The following is a 24,559-nucleotide window of genomic DNA, read 5'->3' on the forward strand; positions in this document are numbered from 1 at the left end:
AAGCCACTCTCAGTCTGGTATGCAAGAGGTGCGTTAGTTTTAAAATCAGTATTAAATCCTTCGATCAATTCTTTAGAAATAGCCTGATCCTTTAATTTATTTTTTGCGGCTTCGAGTTGGTTGATATCAAGGACTTTTACAATAAATGCGTTTACTCGATCATCCCATTGGTAGTTTTGAATATTTTTCTGATAAAATGCTCTTTGGCCAAGTGAATCTTGGATTCCTTTTTGCCAAACCTCTTGATTCATTAAAGAGAAAAGAAGAATCCCATCATGATATTCATTCAAAAGCATTTGATAATCTTTATTGTTGGCAAGGATATCAGCATCTTCAGCTTTATTCAAAATTGAAGCCGTAAATCGATCGTACCAAGCATCAAACACGGTAGTTTTAACCTTAATAATTAATTCCTCTTCCTCAATAAAATTCACCAAGTCATCCAACGTATATGTTTTGCCTTGAAGGGTGAATAACTCTTCTTTATCTAATCCTTTAGCGGCCACAGCCCCCGGGAGCTGAGATTTGGTGAAAGTTTTTAACTCATTTTCCAGATTCTTAAGTGAAACTTCATTTTCATCAAAGTTATATCTGGCTTTTTGGATTGCCATTACTTGGGATTGAATCATGGTAGATCGGGAATCCCTCATAATTTTAGAGCGAATACTTTCCTCTAAATCTTCAAAAGAGTCTATGGCTTTTTTATCTTCTAAACGGAGAATGTGGTATCCATATTTTGTACGCACAGGCGGTGAAACCTCCCCGATTTCTGTCAAAGAAAATGCAGTCATTTCGAATTCAGGAATCATAGAACCTACACTAAACCAAGGTAATAATCCTCCATTTTGGCTTGAAGATGGATCTTCCGAATAGTTCTTTACAATATTTTCCCAGACTGTACTTTCTTTTTGGATTTCTGTGTAGATATCTGCTATTTTTCTTCTTGCCAAATTTTCGCTGGTAGTATCTTTTTCATCGATTCTTACCAAAATATGAGAGACCCTTACTTGACCAGGATTTGGTCTTTTATCAAATACTTTGATGATATGATACCCAAAATTTGTCATTACAGGGTCAGAAACCTCACCCGGTTGTAATGAAAAGGCAGCATCTTCAAAAGGTTGTACCATTTGCAAAGCTGTAAAATAACCAAGATCTCCTTTGTTAACCTTTGCCGAAGGATCATCGGAATACTCAATTGCCAACTCGTTGATATCACCTCCAGAATTTATTTCATCTCGAACTTTCAATGCCATTCTTAAAACAATAAGACTATCGTCCTTACTGGCGTTTGGAGGGAATTCAAATAGGATATGACTTGCTCTGATCACTTCCTGCATTCTGGAGTATGCTTTACGAAGTTCTCCCTCTTCCAAAGAATTCTTTATCAAATATGGGGCTTTGAGATTTTCTTTAAACGATTCAAATTCATTGATGAATTCATCGCTTTGATCTAATCCAAGATCTTCAGCTTGCCGAACTTTAAGCTTATAATTAACAAATAAGTTGAGATTGTCTTCAAATTCCTCTCTTGACATTCCAATTGAGGAGGGGTCTGAATCCTGCCCTTTGGAAATGAGGTAGATTAATTCATCTTTCTCAATAGGCTTACCTCCAATCGTCAATAGAGTTTCACCTTGACTTGCATTCTGCATAAAAGCAAACGCAGGAAAGGATGTTACTATAACAATTAGTAGGGATAGAATATGGGCCGAAATTGTTCGGTTGTTCATGAACTGGTTCTTAATTTCAGTGCAATTTTACAAATTTATCAGATAATAAAGGGAAATGAATGTTAAGTCTGTGATTTAACAAGAATTAGGATCGAAACCACTTAATGAGTCGGCAGGTATTCTTTCCTTTATTAGACTCAAATTCTATTTCGTCCATAATAGTCTTTACCAAAATGATGCCTAATCCTCCTTTTCGCTTTTCCCTAACAACTTTTTTTAAGTCAGGCACTTCATAATCGAGAAGATTGAAAGCTTTTCCTTTATCGGTAATTTCAAAAATTAATTTTTCGGGTGTTTCTCGGACTTCAAGTTTTATTTGGTCTAAACCGTTACAATTATGAGAATGAATAATCAAGTTGGCACAAACTTCTTCTACCGCCAAAGTCAACTGATGTTGGTCTTTATCAGATAATTGGAGGCCACTCAGAGTTGTTTGGAGAAAACCTCTTAGATCTGCCAATGCAGTAGTATTGCAATATATTTTTAACTGATACTTCATTCTTAAACCTCTAGCGCAGCCTGCTTTGAGTCATAAATGGACATTAATTGATCTAAACCCAAAATCTTGAATACTTCAAATACCCTTGGGGAAAGGGAAAATATTTTTAAGTCTATTTCTTCCTCTTGAAAATCTTCCAAATAAGACATAAATACGCCTAATCCAGCTGAAGAGATATATTCTAGTCCACTTCCATCTACCAAAATGGATTTTGATCCAGCATTTTTTAAATCCAGCATTTTTTGATCCAGCATAACAGAGTTACTGGCGTCAATCTCTCCTTTGATAATTAATAAATCGTGAACGTCTTCCTTTTGAATTTCTATCGTAAGCATGTTTTATGCGGATTTCTTTATTGATCTGAAAATTTGACAACCATTATGGAATAATCATCATCGATTAAACCATCCCCTCCCACATAACCGTGGAGGGAATCAATGATTTTCGATTGGATTTCTTTGGGACTTAATTTGTGGTAAACCTCTAATAGGGTTCTAATTCTTTCGAACCCAAATTGCTGAGATTTCTCATTTTTTGCTTCAACAATACCATCTGTAAACAAGACTAAAACATCTCCCGATGAATAAGAGAACGTTCTTTCCTCAACGTGATTTTCGTACTGCTTGTTTCTCAAAATCCCCAAACCTAGTCCATCAATGCCCAGATAATCTGATTTATTATTATTTACCTGATGCATCAAGGTAGGAACATGACCGGCTCTGGCATGGCAAACTGTTTTATCTCGGGTATTAATTAGAAATATTGATGCAGTAATAAAATGGTTCCTCTCAAGACAGCGACTTAAAGCAGCGTTGGCTTTTATCATAAATTGGGCAGGGCTAAGATTCAATTGAATGAGACTTTGGAAAATCCCTTTCATCTGAGACATATTAAAAGCAGCCGAAGTACCTTTTCCTGAGACATCGCCGATGATCATAACGTACCGCTCTTCGTCAAGTTTAAAAGTGTCATAATAATCTCCACCCACTTCGTCCGCCGCATTAGAATAAGCTACTATATCAAAGGCTTCATTATGATCCAGTTTGGTTGGGAGCAAAGATTTCTGAACCCTTTGTGCAATTTTTAGCTCCTCCTGATATCTTTCATTTTGAATTGCCTGATTGAGAAGTCGATGATTTTCTACCGCTATACAGGCTTGACGCACGAACGTGCTGATGATATTCACCATTTCCTTATTAAATCCATCTCTTACCTCTTTCAATAGAACCATCCTTCCAATAGCCGATTTGTTAATGACTAAAGGAACTAACAAAATTGATTCAAAACGGTTATGATTGAGTCGAAGAGAAAGTGGATTTAGGTTTTCAGGGCGATTTTCTACCGCCCAATCCTGAGCTACTTTTTGATTCTGAATCAGCTCACTAAGTTCTTCTCTCAGGGCTGAATCCAACCATCTTTCCTGGAGAACGCCTTTTGAGCTTTCCAAATCACCCAATTCCAACCAAGCTGCATCCGCATACGATGCACTCATACAGGAGTCAACAAGAATATCCAATACTTGTTCCTCGCTTTCCTCGGGTTGGATGGATTGACTTAATCTCTGAAAATTAATTGCTTCAGTCAGTTTTTGTTCAAATACTGAAGAGGTAGGAAGATTAAAAAGAGTAACTAAAAAGCAAAAAACGGCATAAATGAAAATGAAGCTAAAAAGAGAAATCAGGAAAAGGTTATCCGTCAGATTTACTACATAAAGTGTTCTATCAGTATACTGTTGTACCTGATAAAATAAATAGCCACAACAGTTGATGATGATAAATAGGAAAAGTAGGGATTTCCATTTTTCGCGGAAAGTAAGGTAAGGAATCCATTTTAAGTTTGCTGATAGAATAATTCCGAATCCAATTAAAAGAACTAGACCGAATAAGAAACTGTAATCAAGGGAATTGTTATTAAAAAAAACAAAAAACATGGCTCCGAGCATGGCTATTTCATATGCTTGCCATTGCTTTACTACGCGCTTACTTTTTTGATACAGAATCAAATGCTTCCAAAGCAAGGTGCTGGAAATCAAAAAAACAGTGATTAATGCGAAGTTGACATGGTAGAAAAAGTTATTTAGAAAAGGCTCGTTTGCTAAATTGCTGTCCCCTAAAAGAGAATAGAAAAGATTGATCATAATAGATACAAATACTGCAACTATTCCTGTGGAGGCGGCCCGCCAGATCAGATTGAGGAAATCATTTTGACTATTCTTATTGATTGAATAGTTATAAAAAAGGTAAACAGTCAAGAAAAATAGAATTTCTAAAACCCAAGTGAATTCCTTGGCAATTCCTGACTCAAGTTCATTCAATAAACCAAACAACCTAACCAAATCCACAAAAAGCAAAGCCAACCAAACCAAAATGGCTAGGAGCATGCTGAGCTTTCCAATATGGATAGATGGTAATTTGATCATATATTTTGTCCCACAATAATACTCAATGTGAAATAAATTAAGACCGGGACTAAAGCTTTGATTACAAAATGATGTTAAAAAAAGTAAACTTTAGAGAGAAGAACTAATTTCTTTCAAAAACATACCAAATCGTCGATTATCCCCTTTCCAAACTTATTTTCGATCAAAGAAATTACTTTTCCTTTATTCATCAAGAGTTCTTTTTTGATTGGACCTGAACTTAGTTTCACAAAAAGTTTCTTCTCTTTCACAAAAACAGAGGTGGTTCTGTCTGCAATGGTTTTCCCAACTATTTCAGGCCAAGACTGAACGAGACTTTTCTCCTGGAATTTATCTTCCAGACGATAAGCCTTTAGCAAATCCTTAAACGCCGACTCCAACGGTGCCACTTCTTTCTTTCTGCTCAAAGGATTGTTTTTATTCATTTTATTTGGTGTTCAGGTAAAAAGTGCTGACGAAATGCTATCTGCAAGAAGCTTTCCTTTTTTACTCAAAGATAGGGTATTGTCTTTCCATAATAGCCAGCCCTCTGTATTCATTTGGTCCAAAATGGATTTTTTTTCCTCTTTAAGATTAACATGAAATTTTTCCTGGATCATTTTTAGATCAATTCCCCAAATTGTTCTTAGTCCTGTTAAAATATATTCGTTTAATAAATCCTCATCTTTTAAATCTTCAGATTTAAAAGGGATTTTGTTTTCACTTAATGATTTTATATACAAGGAGTTATTACTGGGATTAGCTCCTCTGTTTTTGCCATCAAAGGAATGTGCGCTAGGCCCGATTCCTAAATAAGGAATACCCTTCCAGTAATTTGTATTGTGTAGAGCAAATTGTTCGGGTTTGCCAAAATTTGAAATTTCATATTGGATATACCCTGCGTTCTCTGTGGCATTTTGTAGAAACTCAAATTGTTCTGCCACGAAATCCTCACTTGCAGACTGAAACTGCCCCTTTTTCTCCCAGGTTCCTAAAGCGGTTTTAGGCTCCACTGTCAAGGCATAACTCGAAATATGCCCTGGGTCCAATGATAATGCCTCTTTTAAATCGTTTTCCCATATGGAATGGTCTTTATGCGGGAAACCATAAATCAGGTCTAAACTGAATTTATCAAACCCCATTTCCCTTGATTTCCTTATTGCATCTTTTGATTCCTCTGCGGAGTGAGCCCGATTATAAAATTTTAAAACTTTTGGATTAAAGCTTTGAATTCCCAAACTCAAACGGTCTATACCCAAGCTTTTCCAAGCCATTAAATTTTCTTTACTGAGGTCATCCGGATTTGCCTCTAAAGTGACCTCTTTCCAAATACCATTATATTCTTTTTGAATCGTAGAAAGAATCGATTCAATCATTATGGGCTTTAGCAAAGAAGGAGTCCCGCCCCCAAAATAGACAGTTTCAATTTCATTCCTTTTTAGATAGTCTTTCCTTAAAGTAAGCTCCAATTTTATTTTTTCGACCATTTCCTCCATTCTACTCAGATTGGTATTGAAATGAAAATCACAATAATGGCAAGCTTGCTTGCAAAATGGAATATGGATGTAGATGCCGGCCAAGGTAAATCTGTTATTTTGCGAATATAATCAATCCTATAATCCTTTGAGGAAGTACTTTTCCATTCTGTTCATTGTGGCACTATTGGCACCAAATTATTCTTTGGGGCAATCGGAATTATGGCTTCAATGGAAAAGAGATGATTCATCCAAATTGATGGAATGGAAATTTTTTCAAGAGGAGTCAAGTATGCAAGGTGAATTGGATTCAGTCTTGAATGAAGTAAATAATCAAGGGTATATATCTGCATTCTGGCAAAAAGAATCAGAAAGGAATGATTCAATATTATATGTATTACATGTTGGTCAATTATATAGGCTAAGTGAAATAAGAAGAGGGAATGTCCCTGATGAATTAATTCTAAAAAAGCCTATTCCGGATTCCGGGTTTATTGAATGGAATCATTGGACGATGGATGTTTTAGGAGATCTTGAAAATAGAGGATACCCTTTTGCAAGGATTAGATTGGATAGTTTAGAGCGAAAAGCAGATCAAATTTTTGCTTCGATTGATTTAGAGGAAGGTCCTTTAATTACATGGGATAGTGTTCAAATTTTGGGGAACACCAAAACCAAACCTCAATACGTACAAAATTTAGTCAGAATACAACCTGGAGAACCTTTTTCCCAAAAAGAATTTGAAAGTGCAAGTGAAATCTTAGATAGGTCTTCTTACTTTGGCTTGTCTCAATCTCCAGAGTTAGGGTTTCAGACAAAAAATGCAAGACCTATATTTTATTTAAGTGATCGAAATGTCAATGTAATTGATGGAGTGATAGGGTTGCTACCTAATGAAAATGAACCCGGAAAGGTATTGATTACCGGGCAGCTCGATTTAGAATTATATCATTTGGGAGGAAAAGGAAGAGATGTCGCTGTGCATTGGCAAAGGATGAATCAAGAGTCACAATCTTTGGATATAAGCGCTAAGGAATCATTTGTTTTCCGCTCTCCATTAAGCTTTACTGTTGGTTTCAATTTATTGAAACAAGATTCCACATTCCTTAATCGGTATTTTAGCTTGGATTTTGGCTATCAGCTCTCCAGATATTCTTCAATTCGATTTTTCACAAAGAGACAGGCCAGTGATTTGATTTCAACTTTTGCTTATAGGGAAGCTAATGAATTACCTGATGTGGCTGATTTCCGTTGGAATTTGTACGGGATCGGGATTGATATGAATCACTTAGATTCTCCGATTTATCCGCGAAGAGGGACTCGATTGAAATCAGAATTTGCAGTAGGAAACAAAAGAATCATTCAGAATACTGGAATTCCAGAATCAGTGTACCAAAACCTTGATCTTAACACACCTCAGGTTTCAGCAAAAATTGAAATAGAAAAACATATTTTTCTTAAAAAATCATGGGGGATGTGGTTAAGAGGAAATTCAGGTTTTATGCGAAATGAAAATTTGCTTATGAATGATCTTTTTAGGGTTGGCGGATTAAAAACTTTTAGAGGCTTTAATGAAAACTTCTTTTTTGCCAGATCTTACGCTTATATAAATATGGAACAGCGATTATTTTTTGGAGGAAATTCTTACTTAATGGTATTCTCTGATTTAGGTTTTTTTGAGAATCCATTTTATGAAATTAGAAAAGACTACCCAATTTCTTTTGGTGCTGGTATAAATTTAGATACAGGTAATGGAGTTTTTAGATTTATTTATGGATTAGGAAAATCTAATTTGCAACCTTTGTCTTTCTCTTATTCCAGAATTCATTTTGGCTACCTGGCTAGATTTTGAACATGAAAACAACCTATTTCAAATTTCTTACAGTTTTCTTGATTTTTATCTCTTTTATAAACCAAGTTAATTCTCAGGTTTTACAAGATTATAATAATGCTTGGAATAAAGGGACAGAAGAAACTTGGATACGGCCCAATGACCGACTGGTCTTAAATCTGGATCTAAACACCTTTCCTTTAGCAAATATATCATTTGAGTTTCCTGAAAAATCAGTTGTCTTTATTGGTAAAAAGCTTTGGATTTATGCAGAAGGAGATACGACTTTTTTTAAACCTATCTCTGAACTGTCAAAAGAATTCGGAACGGGAGAAGTGGAGTTAATCGTTTTTAAAAAGGGAATTGATATTGGTGATGCCTCTGTAAAAAAAATATTAAAACGGACTTCTTCAGAGGAGAATCTTTCTGGTTCAAATGAAATAATGGGTCAAGAAAGAAAGCATGACAGACAAGATTTAAGAGATTTCTTTTTTGTTGCTGTTCTTATTATCCTTCTAATTCTGGCATTATATAAAGTAGCATATCCCTATTTATTCATTGCGATGATTCGTCCGGAATCGTTGCTGACTGCAGAGGATTTTTCTGATTCCGGGAATCTCCAGAAATTTTTTTCCCTGGACGTGCTTTTTTATATTTTGATGGTGAATCTGATGACTTCCTTGGTTGCTGTTTTAAGCCTATTTTTTTACAGACAAGAATGGTTGATAACATGGATAGGAATAGATTTCAATTCACTTATGATATTATGGATATTAGGAGCCTTCACTTTTTTAATTATCACAATTTTAAAATTTATTGGAATAAGAATAATTGCTTATTTATTTGATTTAGGGAAACTCGAATTTTCTCATTTCTTTTATTTATTGAGACTTGTTGTCCTAGCAATTGCAGGTTTAGTATTGGTAATTGCATTTTTTTTAGTGAATGAATTTTCATCTGCCAGAGAGGCTATAGGGCTCTCATTGTCAGTATTTTTCTGGGTATATATAGCTGGAGTATTAAGTTTATTCTTAATAATGATGAATAGATTGAGCTTTAAGAAATACCATTTATTTACTTACCTTTGCATCGCAGAATTAGTGCCTTTCTTAATCATGGCTAAGTGGGTCATGATTTTAGGTCAATAAGATTTGAATGATCAAAGCATAATAAATAGCATGAGTGCAATTAGCAAAGAACGGTTTATTCCAGTAAAAAGTATTCTTGTTTCTCAACCAAAACCAGCGGGTGAAAATTCTCCTTATGTTCAGTTGGCCGAGAAGTATAATTTGAAGATTGATTTTAGGCAATTTATAAAAGTAGAGCCAGTTCCTCCAAAGGAGTTTCGAAAGCAAAAGATCGATATTTTAAAGCACACCGCTATAATCTTTACTAGTAGAAATGCAATAGATCATTTTTTTGCTATTTGTAAAGACTTTAAGATAGAGATGCCTGCCGAAATGAAATATTTCTGTATTTCTGACCAAACAGCCCATTATCTTCAAAAATATATCGTAATCCGAAAGCGTAAATTATTTGTGGGTCAAAAAACCGCAGAGGATTTATTTGATTATTTCAAAAAACATAAATCTGAAAAATATCTCTTCCCTTGTTCAGATATTCGCAAGGATGTGATCCCTGAGTATATGGAGAAGAGTGGAATAGCTTTCACGGAAGCAATCATTTATCATACGCTTGCTGCGGATTTATCTGATTTGGCAGATGTGAAGTATGATATTCTTGCATTCTTTAGCCCATCAGGAATAAAATCTTTGAAAGTTAACTTTCCGGACTTTGTTCAAGGCAAGACTAGGATTGCAGCATTTGGTCCAACTACCGCTGAGGCAGTTCGTGAATTGGGATTGATTTTGGATATTGAAGCGCCTCTTCCAAATGCACCAAGTATGACAGGAGCATTGGAGCTTTATATAAAAAAGGCGAATAATTTGTAAAACTTAGAATCAATTTCTGTGGTTTTTCAGTTTAAATCATTACAATAGTTTTCAGATAAGAAAAAACCACGCTAAAATGACTCAAAGCGGCTACTGGAAGTACTTTTTTAAGAGCCTTATAATTTTCACAATAATTACAGGAAGTATTCCTGCAATGGCTCAACAAGACGCCCAGTTTACTCAATATATGTATAATGGTATGTATTATAATCCTGCCTTTGCCGGGAAAGATGGAGGCTTTAGGTTTTCTGCACTTCATAGAACCCAATGGGCAAACTATAGTACTAACTCTGGACAAGGTGGTGCTCCAGTCAGCCAATTACTCACTGCTCAGGGAAGGTTAGAATCTAAAAACATTGGATATGGTTTGACTGTTGTCAATGATAATATAGGGGCGAGTTCAAACTTGGAAATTAATCTTCAAGGTTCTTATCACAAAAAAATAAATCGAGCAAACATTAGTATTGGCGTTTCTTTCGGGATGTTTTCAAGCTCACTGGATTACGGAGAGTTAATAGTTGTAAATCCCGAGCCTAATCTTCCTTCCTCTGGAAAAGAAAACCAGATCAATTTGAATTTTAGTGCGGGGCTGTTATATGATAGAGGAGATTATTATGTGGGTCTTAGCAGTCGTCACTTAAATGAGCCAAATTTTGATTTCGGGAATGAATCTTATGCAAACCAACTCAAGAACCACTCCTATTTATTAATGGGATATCGATTCAGACCGATTGGGCAGTTGGCTATTGAACCAAGTTTTCTGATAAAGTCAGTTTCATTTAATAATTTTTCTTATGATGTTAGCGTTATTGCTACACATCAGAATAAGATTAGTGGTGGGATTGCCTTTAGAGGAGAAGAATCTGTTTCTTTGATACTTGGCTACAGTCTATTAAGAGATAATTCTCTGAAATTAGGATACGCTTTCGATTTGGTTATTGGTGGTGTGGAGGCTAAGGCACCAACAAGTCATGAACTTATGTTGCGTTATACTTTATCAGATGTAAGTCGTCAAATTGAAAGAGTAATTCAGAGGACACCAAGGTTTAGATTCTGATAAAACTATAATTAAGAATTAAAAGGAAGTTAATTGAACCTTAAACTCTATTTTACCGTAGAACAGAAATTTGGCAAGTTATTTGTATTTATGAGCCAAATTCAGCTAAATTTCGAAGCTTGAGGCTATTTTAGAATGGACATTATTTTGATGAACTCAAAAAAGTCATTTATGTATAAAAAAATGAAAACTCGCTTATTGCCAATTACATTGGGCTTGGCATTAGCGACACTATTACCAAGTTGTGGACTTTTTAATAAAAAAGGATCTGCGAGTGAAAAGGCAAATAGAAGAGGAGAAGTAACAGGGGTACCCAAGAGAGAAAGTTGGCAACAAAACCTTCCAATCGATATGGTTCCTGTAAAAGCAGGAACATTTTGGATGGGGCAATCTGATGAAGATATAGCATATACTCAATCTTCCATGAATAAACAGATTACCATTTCGGAATTTTTCATGGATAAATATGAAGTGTCGAATAATAAGTATCGTCAATTTTTAGAAGCTGTTAAAAATGGACAGCTTGAAACAGGAACTCCCACCACATTACGAGAAGCTCCGACATTTAATTTAGATGAATTAAAGCCTGACACTACTGTTTGGTCTACAAGTTTCTCTTATCATTATGGGGATCCTTTAATGGAATTTTATTTTGACCACCCTGCATTTGACAATTATCCAGTTGTGGGTATTTCATGGGATCAGGCAAAACAATATTGTGAATGGAGAACATATCATTTAAGAGCCAATGACGAAACTGAGTTTGATATGACTCCCTTTAGATTGCCTTCTGAAGCCGAATGGGAATATGCAGCAAAAGGAGGTAAAGATGTAGCTAAGTATCCTTGGGGTGGCCCTTATCTGAAAAATAAAAGAGGTTGTCTTATGGCTAATTTTAAACCTGGAAGAGGTAATTACATAGATGATGGTTTCCCCTATACTGCCCCAGTAGATGTTTTTGCTCCAAATGGTTTTGGTTTGTATAATATGTCAGGAAATGTTTCTGAGTGGGTTCTTGATGCTTATTCAGCTACTTCAAGTTCCATCACTTGGGATTTGAACCCAGTATATGATGATCCAAACGAGCCTAGGAAAATTGTAAGAGGTGGTAGCTGGAAAGATATTGCCCATTACCTTGAAACAAGCACGAGAACTTATGAATATGAAGATGTGGCTCAAGCTCACATTGGTTTCAGAACAGTGATGACATTTATTGGTAGATCAGGATCAATGGATGTAAAATCCGCAAGAAGAAGAAAAAGATAACACTATAATAATTAGTAAAAATCCAACGATAAAAAACCTAACACCTTAATTTCAATTTAACACATGGCTAGTAACAGCAATTCATTCAAGGCAAAGTTTTACGGCAGTATCATGCCCAAAATTTATGGTATCGGCGCCTCAGTAGTTATCCTCGGTGCGATGTTCAAGATTTTGGATTGGGCCGGAGGTAATTTAATGATTACGATAGGTCTTACAACTGAAGCCGCAATCTTTTTCCTTTCTGCATTTGAACCACGCCAAGAAGAGGTAGATTGGGCAAAAGTTTATCCTGAATTAGCAGGTGGTGATTCAGGTGTAAAGAAAGCTGGAAAATCTGGAGACAATATTTCTCAAAAATTAGATGATATGTTGGCCAATGCTAAAGTAGGGCCAGAACTTATCGAAAGCCTTGGGAAAGGAATGAAGAATCTTGCTTCTTCAGCAGAGAAAATGGGAAATCTTTCAGATGCAGCTGTCGCTACTAACGAATATGCAACTAATGTAAAATCAGCAGCTAAGACACTTGTTGATATGAATGCTTCATATAGTAAAACAGCTGCCGCATTAACAGAAATGTCTGCAGCTTCTCAGGATGCTAAAGCTTACCATGCACAAGTTCAGACAGTTACCAAAAATCTTTCAGCTTTGAACGCTGTATATGAACTTGAACTTCAAGACGCAAATAGTCATGTCAAGACATTGAATAAATTCTATTCAAATATGACTGCAGCAATGGAAGGACTATCTGAAGCAGGAAAAGAAACTGAAGCCTTCAAAAATGAGTTGTCCAAGCTTAATCAAAATGTAAGTTCATTGAATAAAATCTATGGTGGAATGTTATCCGCTATGAAAGGTTAATTTCACTCAAACATCTAGAATAGAAAAAAATAAAGATGGCAGGAGCTAAAGAGACACCTAGACAGCGGATGATCGGGATGATGTACTTGGTATTGACGGCCTTATTGGCTCTCCAAGTAAGTAATCAGATTCTCCAGAAATTTGTATTGTTGAATGACGGTATGGAGAGAACCTCCAAAAACTACATTGCAAAGAATGAGTTTGTTGTAAGCTCAATCAAATCAACCGTAGAACAACAAGGAAATAACGAGAAGGATGTTCCAAAAGTAGGAGCATCAGAGGAAGTTAGAGCGGCTACTAAAGAGATTTATTCTTATTTAGAAGAATTAAAGCAGCAATTGATAACTCAATCAAACGCAAAAAATGAGGAAGGGAACTTCGTCAGTGCGAGTTTGAAGAATACAGAAATTCCAGGAAACATGTTTGCCAACAATGGCAAAGGAGAGGAAATGAAGGAGAGATTAAACTCTTACCCTACTCAAATTTCTCAGATTTTAAATGGAATTGGAATTGATATGACTTTCCAGCCAATTGCGAAAGATGCTGGCGACATTCCATTATTCGCAAATGATAGTGAAGTAAGAAATAAAGACTTTGTTGCTTTGAATTTTGTGAAATCTCCAGTGGGTGCTGTAATGGCTTTGATTTCCCAATATCAAAACGAAGTTTTAAATATTGAAAGTGAGGCATTATCTCAAATATTAAGCGGCATTGGTACATTCTATTTTAAAGCTGATATTCTGGAAGCTAGAATCGCTGCTACATCTAACGTGGTAGCTGCTGGGACAAAATTTGAAGGGGATATGTTTATTGCTTCAAGTTCTTCTTCTGCAGCACCTGAAATGACGCTTGACGGTAGAGCAGTTTCTGTTGAAAATGGATTTGGAAAAATTGAATTTACTGTTGCTCCAGCAAGTGAATATGATGACAGAGGACTTGCGAAAAGAGTCTTAAATGGAGAGATCGTAACGAATGTTGGTGGTGAAGACCAAGTTCTACCTGTAGCATACGAATATTATGTGGCACAGCCAGTGATTAAGGTTTCTTCGGAAGTTGTTCAGCAGCTTTACGCAGATTGTGCAAACGAATTATTGATAGAAGTTCCAGCATTAGGTAATACTTATTCGCCTGATTTTGCAGTGTCCAACGGTCAATCAATTAAAGGAAATAGACCAGGTCAACTTACAGTTGTGCCCGGAGCTTCAGGAAAAGTTACTATTGGTGTTAGTTCCGGGGGCAATAAAATCGGAGATGTAGCGTATGATATTAAACCGGTTCCTGCGCCAAGTTTGGTTCCAGTAGCTTCGAATGGTAGTGAGATTGATTTGAGTCAGGCTCAGGCGATTGGTACACTTACGGGGATTAAATTGTTGGCCAAGCCAGAACCTACTTTTGGTAGAACAATGGCAAGAGACGCTAACTTTGAAGTAACTGGCGGTGAAATGAGATTGCTAAGAAATGAAGTGCCAAGACAAACTGTCCAGATTTCAAATGGTAGCAGTCTTGCAATGCGTTCTTTGTTAGAAAGTGCTCGAGCTGGTGATGACATTGTTTTTGAAATTAGACAAGTCACAAGAACGAATTTTAGAGGAAATAAAATTCCTTCTGAATTAAGACAAATTATCCGTATTCCGGTAAAATAATTCCGGAATAAGGATTAAGATAAAAGAATAATTATGAAAAAGTTTCTTCCAAAATTGATCTTAACCCTGCTTTTTGCAGCAGCATTTGCGCCTTTGGCAAGTGAAGCTCAAATTGCAACTAGTGTTAATCCTTCTGGTTATGGGGATCGAACCTTTGATATGGATACAATTTTCTCAGCGAAAAGAATTCGTGAAGATGATAAAATGTATCAAGTTGCGGTTTGGAGAAGAATTGACCTTAGAGAAAAGTATAATTTATCTCTCTATGGATCTGGCGACGCCAAAAAGAATGGAATAATCAATCAAATCTATAAAGCTGTAGTGGATGAAAATGCATTGGAGGTTTTTGCTGATGAAGATTTTACTCAACCATTATCCATCGCTGAATTCCAAGATAATTTCTGGTTGAATGCTACTGGAGATAGTATTTTTGTGAAGCAACTTTATTACTTGGATTTTAAAGAGGATTTTGTTTTTGATAAGCATCATTCAGAGATGGTTTTTGACATAAAGTATATAGAGCTGGTAATGCCTTCTCAGACTAATTCAAATGCTGGTCAAAAGACGATTGGGTTTATTCGATACAAGGACTTTTACAATTATTTCAAGGATCATCCAGAAGCAAGATGGATCAACTTTAGAAATCTTTCAAAAAGTTTAACTTATGATGAGGCTTTTGAATCCAGATTATTCCGATCAGTTGTAAGGAGATTTACGAACCCAGACGATGCATTAATTGCAGATTTAGTGGATGCTGACAATCCTAATCCGGAAGTTCAGGCATATATTAATTCTCTCGCCTTTGAATATAAACTATTAGAATACGAAAACACTCTCTGGGAGTGGTAATTACATAAAAAGGGGCTTTAGGCCCCTTTATTTTTTTCTATCCAATCAAATAAAGTAGTAGCTCTACTTGCACCTATCACTGCTGATATCTCCTCTTTACTTGCCAAACTTATTTTTTTGACGGATTTAAAATGAGAGAGTAATTTTTCAGCGGTATTTTCTCCTATTCCAGGAATGGCAGTTAGTTGTGTTCCGAATGCATTTTTACTTCTTACTTTTCGATGAAATGTTATTGCAAAACGATGAGCCTCATCTCTGATCCTTTGTAACAATCTTAAACTTTCAGATTTCTTATCTATATGAATCGGGTACGAATCTCCAGGAAAATATATTTCTTCCAATCTTTTTGCTATCCCAATAATTGGCATTTGTCCGTAAACACCGAGCTCTTGTAAAGCTTCAACTGCCGAGGATAACTGCCCTTTCCCACCATCAATGACTACAAGTTTTGGCATTGGTTTATTTTCTTCCAAAAGTCGCCTATATCTTCTTGAAACAATTTCCTTCATGCTGGCAAAATCATTTGCTCCTACCACGGTTTTGATATGGTAATGCCTGTACTCTTTGATTGCCGGCTTTCCGTTTAGGAAGCAGACCATACTTGCAACAGGATTTGTTCCTTGGATATTGGAGTTATCAAAACATTCGATGTGATCAGGAATATCAGGAAGGCTTAAATCTTTTTGAAGTTGTTTTATTACTCTGTCTTTTTTATCCTCATTGAGTCCTTTGAGAATGGCTTTCTCTTTTTTATAGAACAAGGCATTTTTAAGTGAAAGCTCAATTAGCTTTTTCTTATCTCCAATTTTAGGTAATGTGAGATTTAATCCTTCTATAGGTTCTTCTAATTCTATGTTGATTAGGACTTCTGTAGCGTCGCTCTGAAATTGATCCTGAAGTCGAACTAAGGCGGTGATTAAAAGTTGTTCCTCGCTTTCGTCAAGTCGTTTTTTAAGTTCCACATTTTTGGAGACATTCAAAGCTCCATTTTTTACCCTTAAGTAATTAACATAAGCAGCTTTTTCATCAGTCACAATAGTACAAACATCGAGATTAGTAATACTTGGACTGGCAATTAGTGATTTGGCTTGATACTTTTCGAGGAGGTCAAGTTTCTCTTTTATTTTGTGTGCCTTTTCAAATTCAAGATTCTCAGCATGAAGTTGCATTTCATTTTTGAAATGTGTTTTTGCCAATCCAAGATTACCTTTTAGAATATGTTTGGCATGCTCCAGATCTTTTAAATAGTCACTTTCATCTTGAAGGCCTACACATGGGCCCTTACAATTTCCAATATGATATTCAAGACAAACTTTATATTTTTCTTCTGCTATTTTGTAAGGGGAAAGATCCAATTTACAGGTCCTGATAGTGAAAAGTTCCCGGATTAGGTCCAACACATTATTCATAGCCTTGACACTTGCAAAAGGTCCAAAATATGTCCCTCTCTTTGGAATCATTTTCCTGGTCTGAAAAATTCGAGGAAAATTCTCTTTTGTCAATAGTAGATAGGGATAAGTTTTATCATCCCTGAGAAGAATGTTGTATTTGGGCTGGGTTTTCTTGATAAGGTTATTTTCGAGAAGTAAGGCATCAAACTCGCTGTTGACAATGGTAATCTCTATCTTCTCAATTTCCTTGACCATTCTTCTGGTCTTCAGATTAACTCCCGAATTTTTATTGAAATAGCTCGAAACCCTTTTTTTAAGGCTTTTGGCCTTTCCTACATAAATCAACTCATTTTCCGAATTGAAATAGCGATATACTCCAGGTTGGTCGGGGAGAGATAAATGTTCTTCGGGTTTATATGAGGATGCCTGCATGGCTTAAAATTAAAAAAACAGCCTTGGATTTAGGCTGTTTTTGATCTTAGAGTTTTTGATGATTTAGAAATCGTTCTTTTTTGCGTCATAGTCAAAGTCTGCGAAGCGTTGACTTTCCTTTTCATATACATCGCAATCTATTTCTATACTTAATGGTCTTTCTGGTCTTGGGAAAGGACCTTTGGTATATCCTAAACTTTTATCGGCATATACTTTTTCCATGTATTTCACCCAGATTGGTCTCGCTGTCCGGCCTCCTTGTCCTGCAATCCAACTTCTGAAGTGGATAGCCCTATCATCACCTCCAACCCAAGTGCCACTTACCAAATCCTTGCTAATACCCATATACCATCCGTCAGAGGCATTTTGAGTAGTCCCAGTTTTTCCTCCCAGTTCATTTCCTTCTCTTAATGAATAAGGTACACCTTGACTCGTTCCACCACCTTCTTCAAAACCACCTCTCAACATATATGTCATCAAATATGCATGCTCCTCACTCATGGCCGGGCGTTTTTTGGCGGTAAACTGCTGAATAACATTCCCGTTTTTATCTTCAATTCTATCAATATAGAATGGAGTGGTATGTTCTCCTTTATTTACAAAAGTGCCAAATGCTCCCACCATCTCGTAGATACTCACGTCATTTACTCCAAGAGCTAAAGCTGGAACTTCTTCTAAATCACTTGTAACTCCTAATCTCCTTGCCGTTTCTACGACGATTTTTGGACTTATTTTTTTCATCATGTAGGCAGTAACTGAGTTTACTGACTGAGCCATTGCCTGACGGATAGTCATTTTTTCATAAGTAAACTTGCCGTCTGCATTAGAAGGACTCCAAGTAGGCTGTCCAGGGATGTAAACTTCTACAGGCTGGTCGATTACAGAATAACATGGACTATATCCATTTTCTATTGCAGCTGCATAGACAAAAGGTTTAAAGGTGGACCCGGGCTGTCTTTTTCCGCGCATTACATGGTCAAATTTGAAATATTTATGATCCATTCCACCTACCCAAGCTTTGATCTGTCCCGTGTGTGGATCCATACTCATAAATCCCGTCTGTAGGAATTTTTTGTAATATCTCAGGGAATCCATGGTGCTCATCAAAGTATCAATTTCTCCTTTTTCCCAAGAGAAAACTTTCATTTTTTTCTTTTCGTTAAGCTTCAGGTCAATGGAATCTAAATCATTTCCATATCTGATTTTCAACAATCTGTAAGCTTCTGTCCTTTTTACTGCGTCTTCAATAAAATTAGGAATGACCCGATTATCTCCATCTACCCAAGGGTCTCTGCTACCCATTTCCGAATAGAATGCTTTTTGCAGAGAAGCCATATGTTCAGTTACAGCCTCTTCGGCATATCTTTGCATTCTGCTATCTATGGTTGTGTAGACCTTTAACCCATCTCCATATAGGTCGTATGAGGTGCCGTCAGATTTCAGATTCTCTTTAGCCCATCTCAATAAATCTGCCTTTACTATCTCTCGGAAATAGGTGGCTAAACCTTTGTTTTGATTGGCTACATTATAATCCAAATCAATAGGAAGCTGTGAAAGTGAATCATATTCTTCTCTGGAGAGAGCATCATTCTTTACCATTTGGGATAAAACGGTATTTCTTCTCCTCAAAGAATTCTCTGGATTATAAACTGGGCTGTAATAAGTTGGAGCTTTAAAAAGACCTACTAAAACCGCAGATTCTTGCACTTCTAATTCTGCAGGTGTTTTATTAAAGAAAGTTTTTGCGGCAGTTTTTATACCATATGCATTAGAACCGAATTCAGAAGTATTTAGATATAAAGTTAAAATCTCATTTTTTGTATAGGACTTTTCCAACTGGGTAGCAACAATCCATTCTTTCGTTTTTATGATGAGCATTCGCAACCCAGGAACTGAACTCAATGTCCCTTGAGAGGCATCGTTTCTGGTTTTGAAGAGATTCTTAGCTGTTTGTTGACTGAGTGTAGACCCACCTCCTGCATCTTGACCTAACAGAATAGATTTCACGAAGACTCGCATCATCGCAATCATATCTATTCCTGAATGATTTTCAAATCTTACATCTTCCGTCGAAATCAAAGCATTAACAAGATTTGGAGAAAGTTCCTCAAAAGTCACAGGACTTCTATTTTCTCTGAAATAAGTTCCCAATAGAACACCATCAGATGAGTACAATTCTGAGGCTAATTCACTTTCTGGGTTTTCCAATGCTTTGAAATCTGGCAATGATCCAAATAAGCCAAGGAAATTGATACTTACCATCCATACAAAGAGGATAAAACCAAAAAATCCAGCCAAGAAAGCTATCCATATGAATTTGACCAATTTTTTGGCCCAGCCAGATGATTCGGGTTTTGAAGTTTTACTCATAATTACTTATAAACTGACTTAAAGAAAGTCCTGTATTCTTCTAAATTTTTCGTTTTGTTCAGTTGCTGAAAATTCTCAATAGATATGACAAAAGAAGCAGATTTTATTTCATCCGTAATTCCATTGGATTTAAATTCAGTCAAAAACATTTTATAATACTCTTTTGCTTTTTCAGCATTCGTGAAAGGAGAAATGATATAAATTGCGTTTTCGCTGCTCATATTCATGTTTCCAGTTCTCAATCTCGCATTTGGGAAATTTTTTGAATGGAAGGTGTCTATATCTCCCAAAAGCCCCGATGCTTGCTCCATTTCTTCCGGACTCATCACCAAAACAAAGATGTGAGTATTTGAATCGTTTACCTTATAAGGTGATTCCGAAAGATCTTCATCACCTTCTTTTTCTACCAAATCAGGATCTGCTAATTCTGCCGAATCTAATGCGGTACTGTCAGGTTTTTTGAGAGAAGCCAGTTCTTCACTAGACAACATGGGTCTAAGCATATTTCTTGCCAATTCTATCAATTGTTCCTCTTTAGAGTTCACAATAAAATCTTCCAGCCTTTTTCGATATTCCTGACGACTTTCTAGTTTACCCGTTACCATAATGTCTAGAAGTAGAATTCTCTCTGTATTTCTTGTTAGAGGATACTCTTCCAGCGTTTGTTTTATAATGGAACGGGTTTGGTTATAGTTCCCCTGATAATATGCAGTATAAGCTAATTCATAATTTTTAGAGGAAGCTAAATAGGCTAGATTTCCAGAAGCTGCATCAGGGTTATTTACAGAATAGGTATACTGAGAATTAGGAAATTCATTATTTAACCTTCCCACATACTGTTGAAAATTACCACCTCGATCTTTTTGAGCAAGGTAAAGTAAATAATAGGCTTCAGGTTTTCTTGAGGAATTAGGATACTCTCTTATTAGAGTTTCTAAATTGCTGATACTGCTTTCTACTTCTTCTAATTCAAAATAAAGAAGCTTTCCAAGTTCAAAATAAGATTCCTCCAGTTCAAGGTTTAATATGGAAAGTTCCTCTTCAGAACTCGGTATTTTTGCTAATAAAGATTCAATATCAGGTAATTGATTCAATGCATTTGCAGTTTCGTCTATTGATGTTGAATCAGTTTCTACAGATTCGGCAATAGTTGGCTCAGTGCTTTGGAAGCTTGCTGCGCTACGTCTCCAATTATCTTGAAGTGGCCTGTTCCCCCATTCTCTGTAGAACTCTATTGCCCCTTGCTGCATAGCCACAGAATTATCGAAATAAAATGTAGAGCCTGATCCTCTATCATTGAATGCAAGTAAATTGTCAAAAATGCTGGAAGTTTCAGGTTCCTGCTTGGCAGCTGCTTCTGCTAAAAGCCTTTCTTCTTCACTTTTTATAAAAGATTCTGCGATCAGTTTTTGTTCTTCAGGACTCATGTTAGAAAGACTTATCAGACTGTCATTGGAAAGAATTCTTTCTACATGAAATACATACTGATCAAGAGTTTCCTTTTGTTCCTTAATTTGTAATGAAACCGGATCAGTTTCTTTGATAAATGTTAAAGCACTATCCAGATAATACTTAGTAGCTCTGTAATCTTTAAATTCATCTAAATTGATCGCCGCAAGTTTTTGATAGATATAACCTTTTTGTCGAGGGTTGCTACCAGGTTCTTTGGCAGCTTGATGAAGTAATTGGAGCGTTTTTTCAGTATCTCCTTGTTTCTCCTCAAAAAGAGCCATTTCATAAACTACGACATCTTTAAGATCTTTATTCTTAGGATCTTTATACAAATCCTCATAATAGTTTCTCACCTTTCTGAGGTCTTTGGAAGCATTCAGTTCAGCGACTTGTTGAGCATATAATTGTGCAAAAAAACTTCTTTCATAGGGAGGATTTCCTGCCAAAGAATTATTGTAGAAATCAAAAGCGAGTGCATCCAAACCTTCTCTTTGGTAGCGTTGAGCAAGTATGAAATTGATGCGGGATTCTTCCTTGTTGTCATCTACATACTCCAACGCTTTTACCAAAGCACCTATCACTCCATTTTCATCTCCTCTGGTTTCATAGTAGTAGGCCAAAGTCCGGTAAAGCTCGTAGCGATTTTCATCATTTATCCCACTTTCTTTGGATAAGTAATCAATCGTGAAATTTGCATTTTCATATTCCCCCAAGTCTACATAAAGCCTTAGTAAAGAAATAAGAGTTTTGTGTCTAAGATCTTTATCCTTGCTATTAACATTGACAAATTTGAACGTGTTTTGTGCATCATCAAAATGAGCCTGCAGGTAATCGATTTTGCCAAGCAAGTAATAACTATCATCCACCCAGTTACTTATTTTATGCCATTCTATCGCTTTCGATGCAAGTTCCCTTGCTGACTGAAGTGAGTCTAAACCAGTTTCAATAGAGGCGGAGTCAATCGGAATAAAAACCGGTAAAATCTGAGTATAATCTTCTTTGTAGTTAGATTTTACCAACTCTTCTACGTTTTTGATTTTTACATCGGCCAAATAATAGGCGTTGAAGTGCGAAGTAATATTATGAAAAGTACGATTAGTAAAGGTATCCCGCTCAGATGAGCAGGCACAAGTAAAAATTAATAAGACCAATGCTAACCTCGAAAATTTATTCATAAACAAGTAATCCCCAATTAAAGTACCAAAATAGGTTATTTGGCTTACTTACGGAACGATGTTGACATTCAAATATTTTTCTATCGGTCTTCTTGGAATAAATCAGGGCGAAATTTTATTAGTTTTAACAATCAATTCCTTTAAAATGAGTAAAAAAAGTTCTCCAAATGAAAAGCCAAAAATCTCTGGAACTCCAACTTATGTGAAGTACATAGGACTTTCCTTCCAACTTTTTGGAGTGATTGGGGGCGGGACTTATGTGGGTTGGTTGGTTCAGCAACAGAGTAATATTAAATTCCCTGTATGGCTCCTATTATTTTGTTTTTTGTCAATTGGGATTGCTTTTTACCAACTTTGGCAAAGTATGAAACAAGACAGCTGAGTAAACTTTTAGGAAAATGGGTACTTTTGCAAAAAAAATGTAATGTCCCTTTTTAAAAATATCCATTTTAAGTTCCTGATATTATCAATTTCAGTTGCCATCCTGATTTTGGTCTTGGGTTGGCTTTTGCCACAAGTAATCCATGAAAAGATTTGGGAGATTTACATTTTTATGGTGATCATATCTTTTTTGATCAGTTTGTTAAATGGTTTTCTTCTAAAATCTTTTGCTGATAATTTCTTTAATATCATGGTTTTGGCAATGATTTTAAGATTTATAGCCACTTTGGTATTCATTGGTATAGAGGTTTGGCCCGGAATGGAAAATATTATTCTGTTTATCGCAGATTTCTTTATCATTTTTTTATTCTACTTAGTTTTTGATATCTACGCCTTTCTAGCTAATTTGCGCCCGATTTCAAAGTAGCCCCTCAAAAAGAAGAGTTGATGACGCGTAAACTATTGGTTTTAAGTCTATTATTGTCAGCATTCATGTTGACGATTTCCACAGCAACATTTGCTGCAGAATCTGAAGAAGACAAAACAAGCTTTATCATGCATCACGTGAAGGATTCTCACGAGTGGCATTTCGCTACTTTTGGGCATACTCACGTTACATTGTCATTGCCGGTAATCGCTTATTCTGGTGATAGAGGATTAGAATTCTTCAGTTCTTCCGATTTTCAAAATCATGAGACTCATGCTTTTGGAGAAGAGTTTGCCCACGAAGGATATTTCATTGATGAGCACGATCATTTGGGCAGAGTTGATGGAGCTAGCTTTGTTGATTTGTCCATTACCAAGAATGTTGTAATGATGTTTTTAGTAATGATTGTATTGGCGTCTTTAGCTCTTTCAGCAGCTAATCATTATAAAAAGAATGGTGCTGTTGCCCCAAAAGGCGCAGCTGCATTAATCGAACCGATAGTGATTTTTGTTAGAGATGAGATTGCTAAAAATTCAATCGGTCCGAAATACAAAAAATTCGTTCCATATCTGATTACTCTTTTCTTGTTTATCTGGTTTGGTAACTTATTAGGGTTACTTCCAGGTGCATCAAATATGACTGGGAATATTGCTGTAACCATGGTGTTGGCAGTATTAACTTTCATCATTACCAATGTAAATGGGAATAAGGATTACTGGAAGCACGTATTTGCAACACCAGGAGTGCCTATTCCAATGTTGCTAATTATTGTACCTGTAGAAATCATTGGTTTATTCACAAAACCTTTTGCTTTGATGGTTCGACTTTTTGTTGCCATCACAGCAGGACACATCGTAATCCTAGGCTTTATAGCTTTGGCATTTATCTTTGAATCTTACTCCATTGGTATCGCAAGTACACTGATGGTGACATTTATCAATATTATCGAATTGTTAGTGGCAACTATTCAGGCTTATGTATTCACGCTGTTTTCAGCGATGTACATTGGTTCTGCGGTAGCTGAGCACGCGCATGACGATCATCATTAATTAGGAATTTCTTTGTTCAATTTATAAATCTAACTCTTATGTTAACTTCTATCTTGTTGACTGCTGGTTTTGCTCTAATGGGAGCAGGTATCGGTGCAGGTATTGTTGCGATTGGCGCAGGCCTAGGTATCGGTCGTATTGGTGGTCAGGCAATGGAATCTATTGCTCGTCAGCCTGAAGCTGCTGGTAAAATCCAAGGCGCTATGTTGATCATCGCAGCTTTGATTGAGGTGGTTTCCCTGTTCGCAGCGGTAATCTGTTTGTTGATCGCTCTTAATATCGCGGGCATCAGCTAATCAAATCTTGAAAAGGGATTGGCGC

The 24,559-nt window shown here is 36.2% G+C and carries 21 protein-coding genes; 12 read left to right on the plus strand and 9 right to left on the minus strand.

The window, feature by feature from the left end; genetic code table 11:
* From Q0L68_RS02080 to hemW, 6 genes are all read right to left on the minus strand, one after another.
* A partial coding sequence (locus tag Q0L68_RS02080) for a peptidylprolyl isomerase (protein WP_296698715.1) occupies positions 1-1,733 on the minus strand: 1,733 nt, incomplete at its 3' end.
* An 85-nt stretch (positions 1,734-1,818) separates the two neighbouring features.
* Positions 1,819-2,232: an ATP-binding protein gene (locus Q0L68_RS02085; RefSeq protein WP_296698718.1), complete on the minus strand. Its 414-nt coding sequence runs from the start codon at positions 2,230-2,232 to the stop codon at positions 1,819-1,821.
* A gap of 2 nt (positions 2,233-2,234) precedes the next feature.
* Positions 2,235-2,567 carry an STAS domain-containing protein gene (locus tag Q0L68_RS02090; protein WP_296698720.1) on the minus strand — a complete coding sequence of 111 codons (333 nt, stop codon included), beginning with the start codon at positions 2,565-2,567 and terminating at the stop codon, positions 2,235-2,237.
* A gap of 17 nt (positions 2,568-2,584) precedes the next feature.
* On the minus strand, positions 2,585-4,651 hold the full coding sequence (locus Q0L68_RS02095; protein ID WP_296698723.1) for a GAF domain-containing SpoIIE family protein phosphatase: 2,067 nt from the start codon (positions 4,649-4,651) through the stop codon (positions 2,585-2,587).
* Between the two features lie 113 nt (positions 4,652-4,764).
* The gene (locus Q0L68_RS02100; protein ID WP_296698725.1) at positions 4,765-5,076 is read right to left on the minus strand and encodes a DUF721 domain-containing protein; all 312 of its coding nucleotides are present in this window, start codon (positions 5,074-5,076) and stop codon (positions 4,765-4,767) included.
* Between the two features lie 12 nt (positions 5,077-5,088).
* The gene (hemW, locus tag Q0L68_RS02105; RefSeq protein ID WP_296698776.1) at positions 5,089-6,189 is read right to left on the minus strand and encodes a radical SAM family heme chaperone HemW; all 1,101 of its coding nucleotides are present in this window, start codon (positions 6,187-6,189) and stop codon (positions 5,089-5,091) included.
* 64 nt (positions 6,190-6,253) lie between these two features.
* Between hemW and Q0L68_RS02110 the strand changes: the two genes are divergently transcribed.
* The 8 genes from Q0L68_RS02110 (at position 6,254) to gldN (ending at position 15,561) form a co-directional block, all read left to right on the plus strand.
* Positions 6,254-7,957 (plus strand): POTRA domain-containing protein, encoded by a 1,704-nt coding sequence (locus Q0L68_RS02110; RefSeq protein ID WP_296698728.1) that lies wholly within the window; start codon positions 6,254-6,256, stop codon positions 7,955-7,957.
* Positions 7,958-7,959: 2 nt separating this feature from the next.
* On the plus strand, positions 7,960-9,084 hold the full coding sequence (locus tag Q0L68_RS02115) for a DUF4271 domain-containing protein (RefSeq protein WP_296698729.1): 1,125 nt from the start codon (positions 7,960-7,962) through the stop codon (positions 9,082-9,084).
* Positions 9,085-9,114: 30 nt separating this feature from the next.
* Complete coding sequence (locus tag Q0L68_RS02120; RefSeq protein ID WP_296698731.1) at positions 9,115-9,888, plus strand: uroporphyrinogen-III synthase; 774 nt, start codon at positions 9,115-9,117, stop codon at positions 9,886-9,888.
* 76 nt (positions 9,889-9,964) lie between these two features.
* Positions 9,965-10,945, plus strand: coding sequence for a type IX secretion system membrane protein PorP/SprF (locus Q0L68_RS02125; RefSeq protein ID WP_296698734.1), 981 nt, complete (start codon positions 9,965-9,967; stop codon positions 10,943-10,945).
* A gap of 171 nt (positions 10,946-11,116) precedes the next feature.
* A complete protein-coding gene (gene gldK, locus Q0L68_RS02130; RefSeq protein WP_296698737.1) occupies positions 11,117-12,211 on the plus strand; it encodes a gliding motility lipoprotein GldK in 1,095 nt (364 codons plus the stop codon).
* A 111-nt stretch (positions 12,212-12,322) separates the two neighbouring features.
* Positions 12,323-13,069 carry a gliding motility protein GldL gene (gldL, locus tag Q0L68_RS02135; protein ID WP_296698739.1) on the plus strand — a complete coding sequence of 249 codons (747 nt, stop codon included), beginning with the start codon at positions 12,323-12,325 and terminating at the stop codon, positions 13,067-13,069.
* 35 nt (positions 13,070-13,104) lie between these two features.
* The gene (gene gldM, locus Q0L68_RS02140; protein WP_296698741.1) at positions 13,105-14,712 is read left to right on the plus strand and encodes a gliding motility protein GldM; all 1,608 of its coding nucleotides are present in this window, start codon (positions 13,105-13,107) and stop codon (positions 14,710-14,712) included.
* Between the two features lie 33 nt (positions 14,713-14,745).
* The gene (gene gldN, locus Q0L68_RS02145; protein WP_296698744.1) at positions 14,746-15,561 is read left to right on the plus strand and encodes a gliding motility protein GldN; all 816 of its coding nucleotides are present in this window, start codon (positions 14,746-14,748) and stop codon (positions 15,559-15,561) included.
* A gap of 17 nt (positions 15,562-15,578) precedes the next feature.
* Here the strand turns inward: gldN and uvrC are convergent, their stop codons facing one another.
* The 3 genes from uvrC to Q0L68_RS02160 form a co-directional block, all read right to left on the minus strand.
* A complete protein-coding gene (gene uvrC / locus Q0L68_RS02150; protein ID WP_296698746.1) occupies positions 15,579-17,384 on the minus strand; it encodes an excinuclease ABC subunit UvrC in 1,806 nt (601 codons plus the stop codon).
* Between the two features lie 63 nt (positions 17,385-17,447).
* Positions 17,448-19,754 (minus strand): transglycosylase domain-containing protein, encoded by a 2,307-nt coding sequence (locus Q0L68_RS02155; protein ID WP_296698749.1) that lies wholly within the window; start codon positions 19,752-19,754, stop codon positions 17,448-17,450.
* 2 nt (positions 19,755-19,756) lie between these two features.
* Positions 19,757-22,381, minus strand: coding sequence for a tetratricopeptide repeat protein (locus Q0L68_RS02160; RefSeq protein WP_296698751.1), 2,625 nt, complete (start codon positions 22,379-22,381; stop codon positions 19,757-19,759).
* 145 nt (positions 22,382-22,526) lie between these two features.
* Between Q0L68_RS02160 and Q0L68_RS02165 the strand changes: the two genes are divergently transcribed.
* Genes Q0L68_RS02165 through atpE form a run of 4 tightly spaced genes read left to right on the plus strand, consistent with a single transcriptional unit; the run spans position 22,527 to position 24,534 of the window.
* Positions 22,527-22,763 carry an AtpZ/AtpI family protein gene (locus Q0L68_RS02165; protein ID WP_296698753.1) on the plus strand — a complete coding sequence of 79 codons (237 nt, stop codon included), beginning with the start codon at positions 22,527-22,529 and terminating at the stop codon, positions 22,761-22,763.
* A 42-nt stretch (positions 22,764-22,805) separates the two neighbouring features.
* On the plus strand, positions 22,806-23,189 hold the full coding sequence (locus tag Q0L68_RS02170) for a hypothetical protein (RefSeq protein WP_296698756.1): 384 nt from the start codon (positions 22,806-22,808) through the stop codon (positions 23,187-23,189).
* A 20-nt stretch (positions 23,190-23,209) separates the two neighbouring features.
* Positions 23,210-24,238 carry a F0F1 ATP synthase subunit A gene (gene atpB, locus Q0L68_RS02175; RefSeq protein ID WP_296698758.1) on the plus strand — a complete coding sequence of 343 codons (1,029 nt, stop codon included), beginning with the start codon at positions 23,210-23,212 and terminating at the stop codon, positions 24,236-24,238.
* 38 nt (positions 24,239-24,276) lie between these two features.
* Positions 24,277-24,534, plus strand: a complete 258-nt coding sequence (atpE, locus tag Q0L68_RS02180; protein WP_296698760.1) for an ATP synthase F0 subunit C — start codon at positions 24,277-24,279, stop codon at positions 24,532-24,534.
* Positions 24,535-24,559 lie beyond the last annotated feature (25 nt).

It is taken from the genome of Algoriphagus sp., assembly GCF_024642405.1.
In the GTDB taxonomy this organism is placed as follows: Bacteria; Bacteroidota; Bacteroidia; order Cytophagales; family Cyclobacteriaceae; genus Algoriphagus.

What these genes read in the sequence shown, in the direction of transcription:
- Q0L68_RS02085 (WP_296698718.1), bottom strand. Translation starts at nt 2,232, where the DNA reads ATGAAGTATCAGTTAAAAATATATTGCAATACTACTGCATTGGCAGAT.
- Q0L68_RS02090 (WP_296698720.1), bottom strand. Translation starts at nt 2,567, where the DNA reads ATGCTTACGATAGAAATTCAAAAGGAAGACGTTCACGATTTATTAATT.
- Q0L68_RS02095 (WP_296698723.1), bottom strand. Translation starts at nt 4,651, where the DNA reads ATGATCAAATTACCATCTATCCATATTGGAAAGCTCAGCATGCTCCTA.
- Q0L68_RS02100 (WP_296698725.1), bottom strand. Translation starts at nt 5,076, where the DNA reads ATGAATAAAAACAATCCTTTGAGCAGAAAGAAAGAAGTGGCACCGTTG.
- Q0L68_RS02115 (WP_296698729.1), top strand. Translation starts at nt 7,960, where the DNA reads ATGAAAACAACCTATTTCAAATTTCTTACAGTTTTCTTGATTTTTATC.
- Q0L68_RS02120 (WP_296698731.1), top strand. Translation starts at nt 9,115, where the DNA reads ATGAGTGCAATTAGCAAAGAACGGTTTATTCCAGTAAAAAGTATTCTT.
- Q0L68_RS02125 (WP_296698734.1), top strand. Translation starts at nt 9,965, where the DNA reads ATGACTCAAAGCGGCTACTGGAAGTACTTTTTTAAGAGCCTTATAATT.
- gldK (WP_296698737.1), top strand. Translation starts at nt 11,117, where the DNA reads ATGTATAAAAAAATGAAAACTCGCTTATTGCCAATTACATTGGGCTTG.
- gldL (WP_296698739.1), top strand. Translation starts at nt 12,323, where the DNA reads ATGCCCAAAATTTATGGTATCGGCGCCTCAGTAGTTATCCTCGGTGCG.
- gldM (WP_296698741.1), top strand. Translation starts at nt 13,105, where the DNA reads ATGGCAGGAGCTAAAGAGACACCTAGACAGCGGATGATCGGGATGATG.
- gldN (WP_296698744.1), top strand. Translation starts at nt 14,746, where the DNA reads ATGAAAAAGTTTCTTCCAAAATTGATCTTAACCCTGCTTTTTGCAGCA.
- uvrC (WP_296698746.1), bottom strand. Translation starts at nt 17,384, where the DNA reads ATGCAGGCATCCTCATATAAACCCGAAGAACATTTATCTCTCCCCGAC.
- Q0L68_RS02155 (WP_296698749.1), bottom strand. Translation starts at nt 19,754, where the DNA reads ATGAGTAAAACTTCAAAACCCGAATCATCTGGCTGGGCCAAAAAATTG.
- Q0L68_RS02160 (WP_296698751.1), bottom strand. Translation starts at nt 22,381, where the DNA reads ATGAATAAATTTTCGAGGTTAGCATTGGTCTTATTAATTTTTACTTGT.
- Q0L68_RS02165 (WP_296698753.1), top strand. Translation starts at nt 22,527, where the DNA reads ATGAGTAAAAAAAGTTCTCCAAATGAAAAGCCAAAAATCTCTGGAACT.
- Q0L68_RS02170 (WP_296698756.1), top strand. Translation starts at nt 22,806, where the DNA reads ATGTCCCTTTTTAAAAATATCCATTTTAAGTTCCTGATATTATCAATT.
- atpB (WP_296698758.1), top strand. Translation starts at nt 23,210, where the DNA reads ATGACGCGTAAACTATTGGTTTTAAGTCTATTATTGTCAGCATTCATG.
- atpE (WP_296698760.1), top strand. Translation starts at nt 24,277, where the DNA reads ATGTTAACTTCTATCTTGTTGACTGCTGGTTTTGCTCTAATGGGAGCA.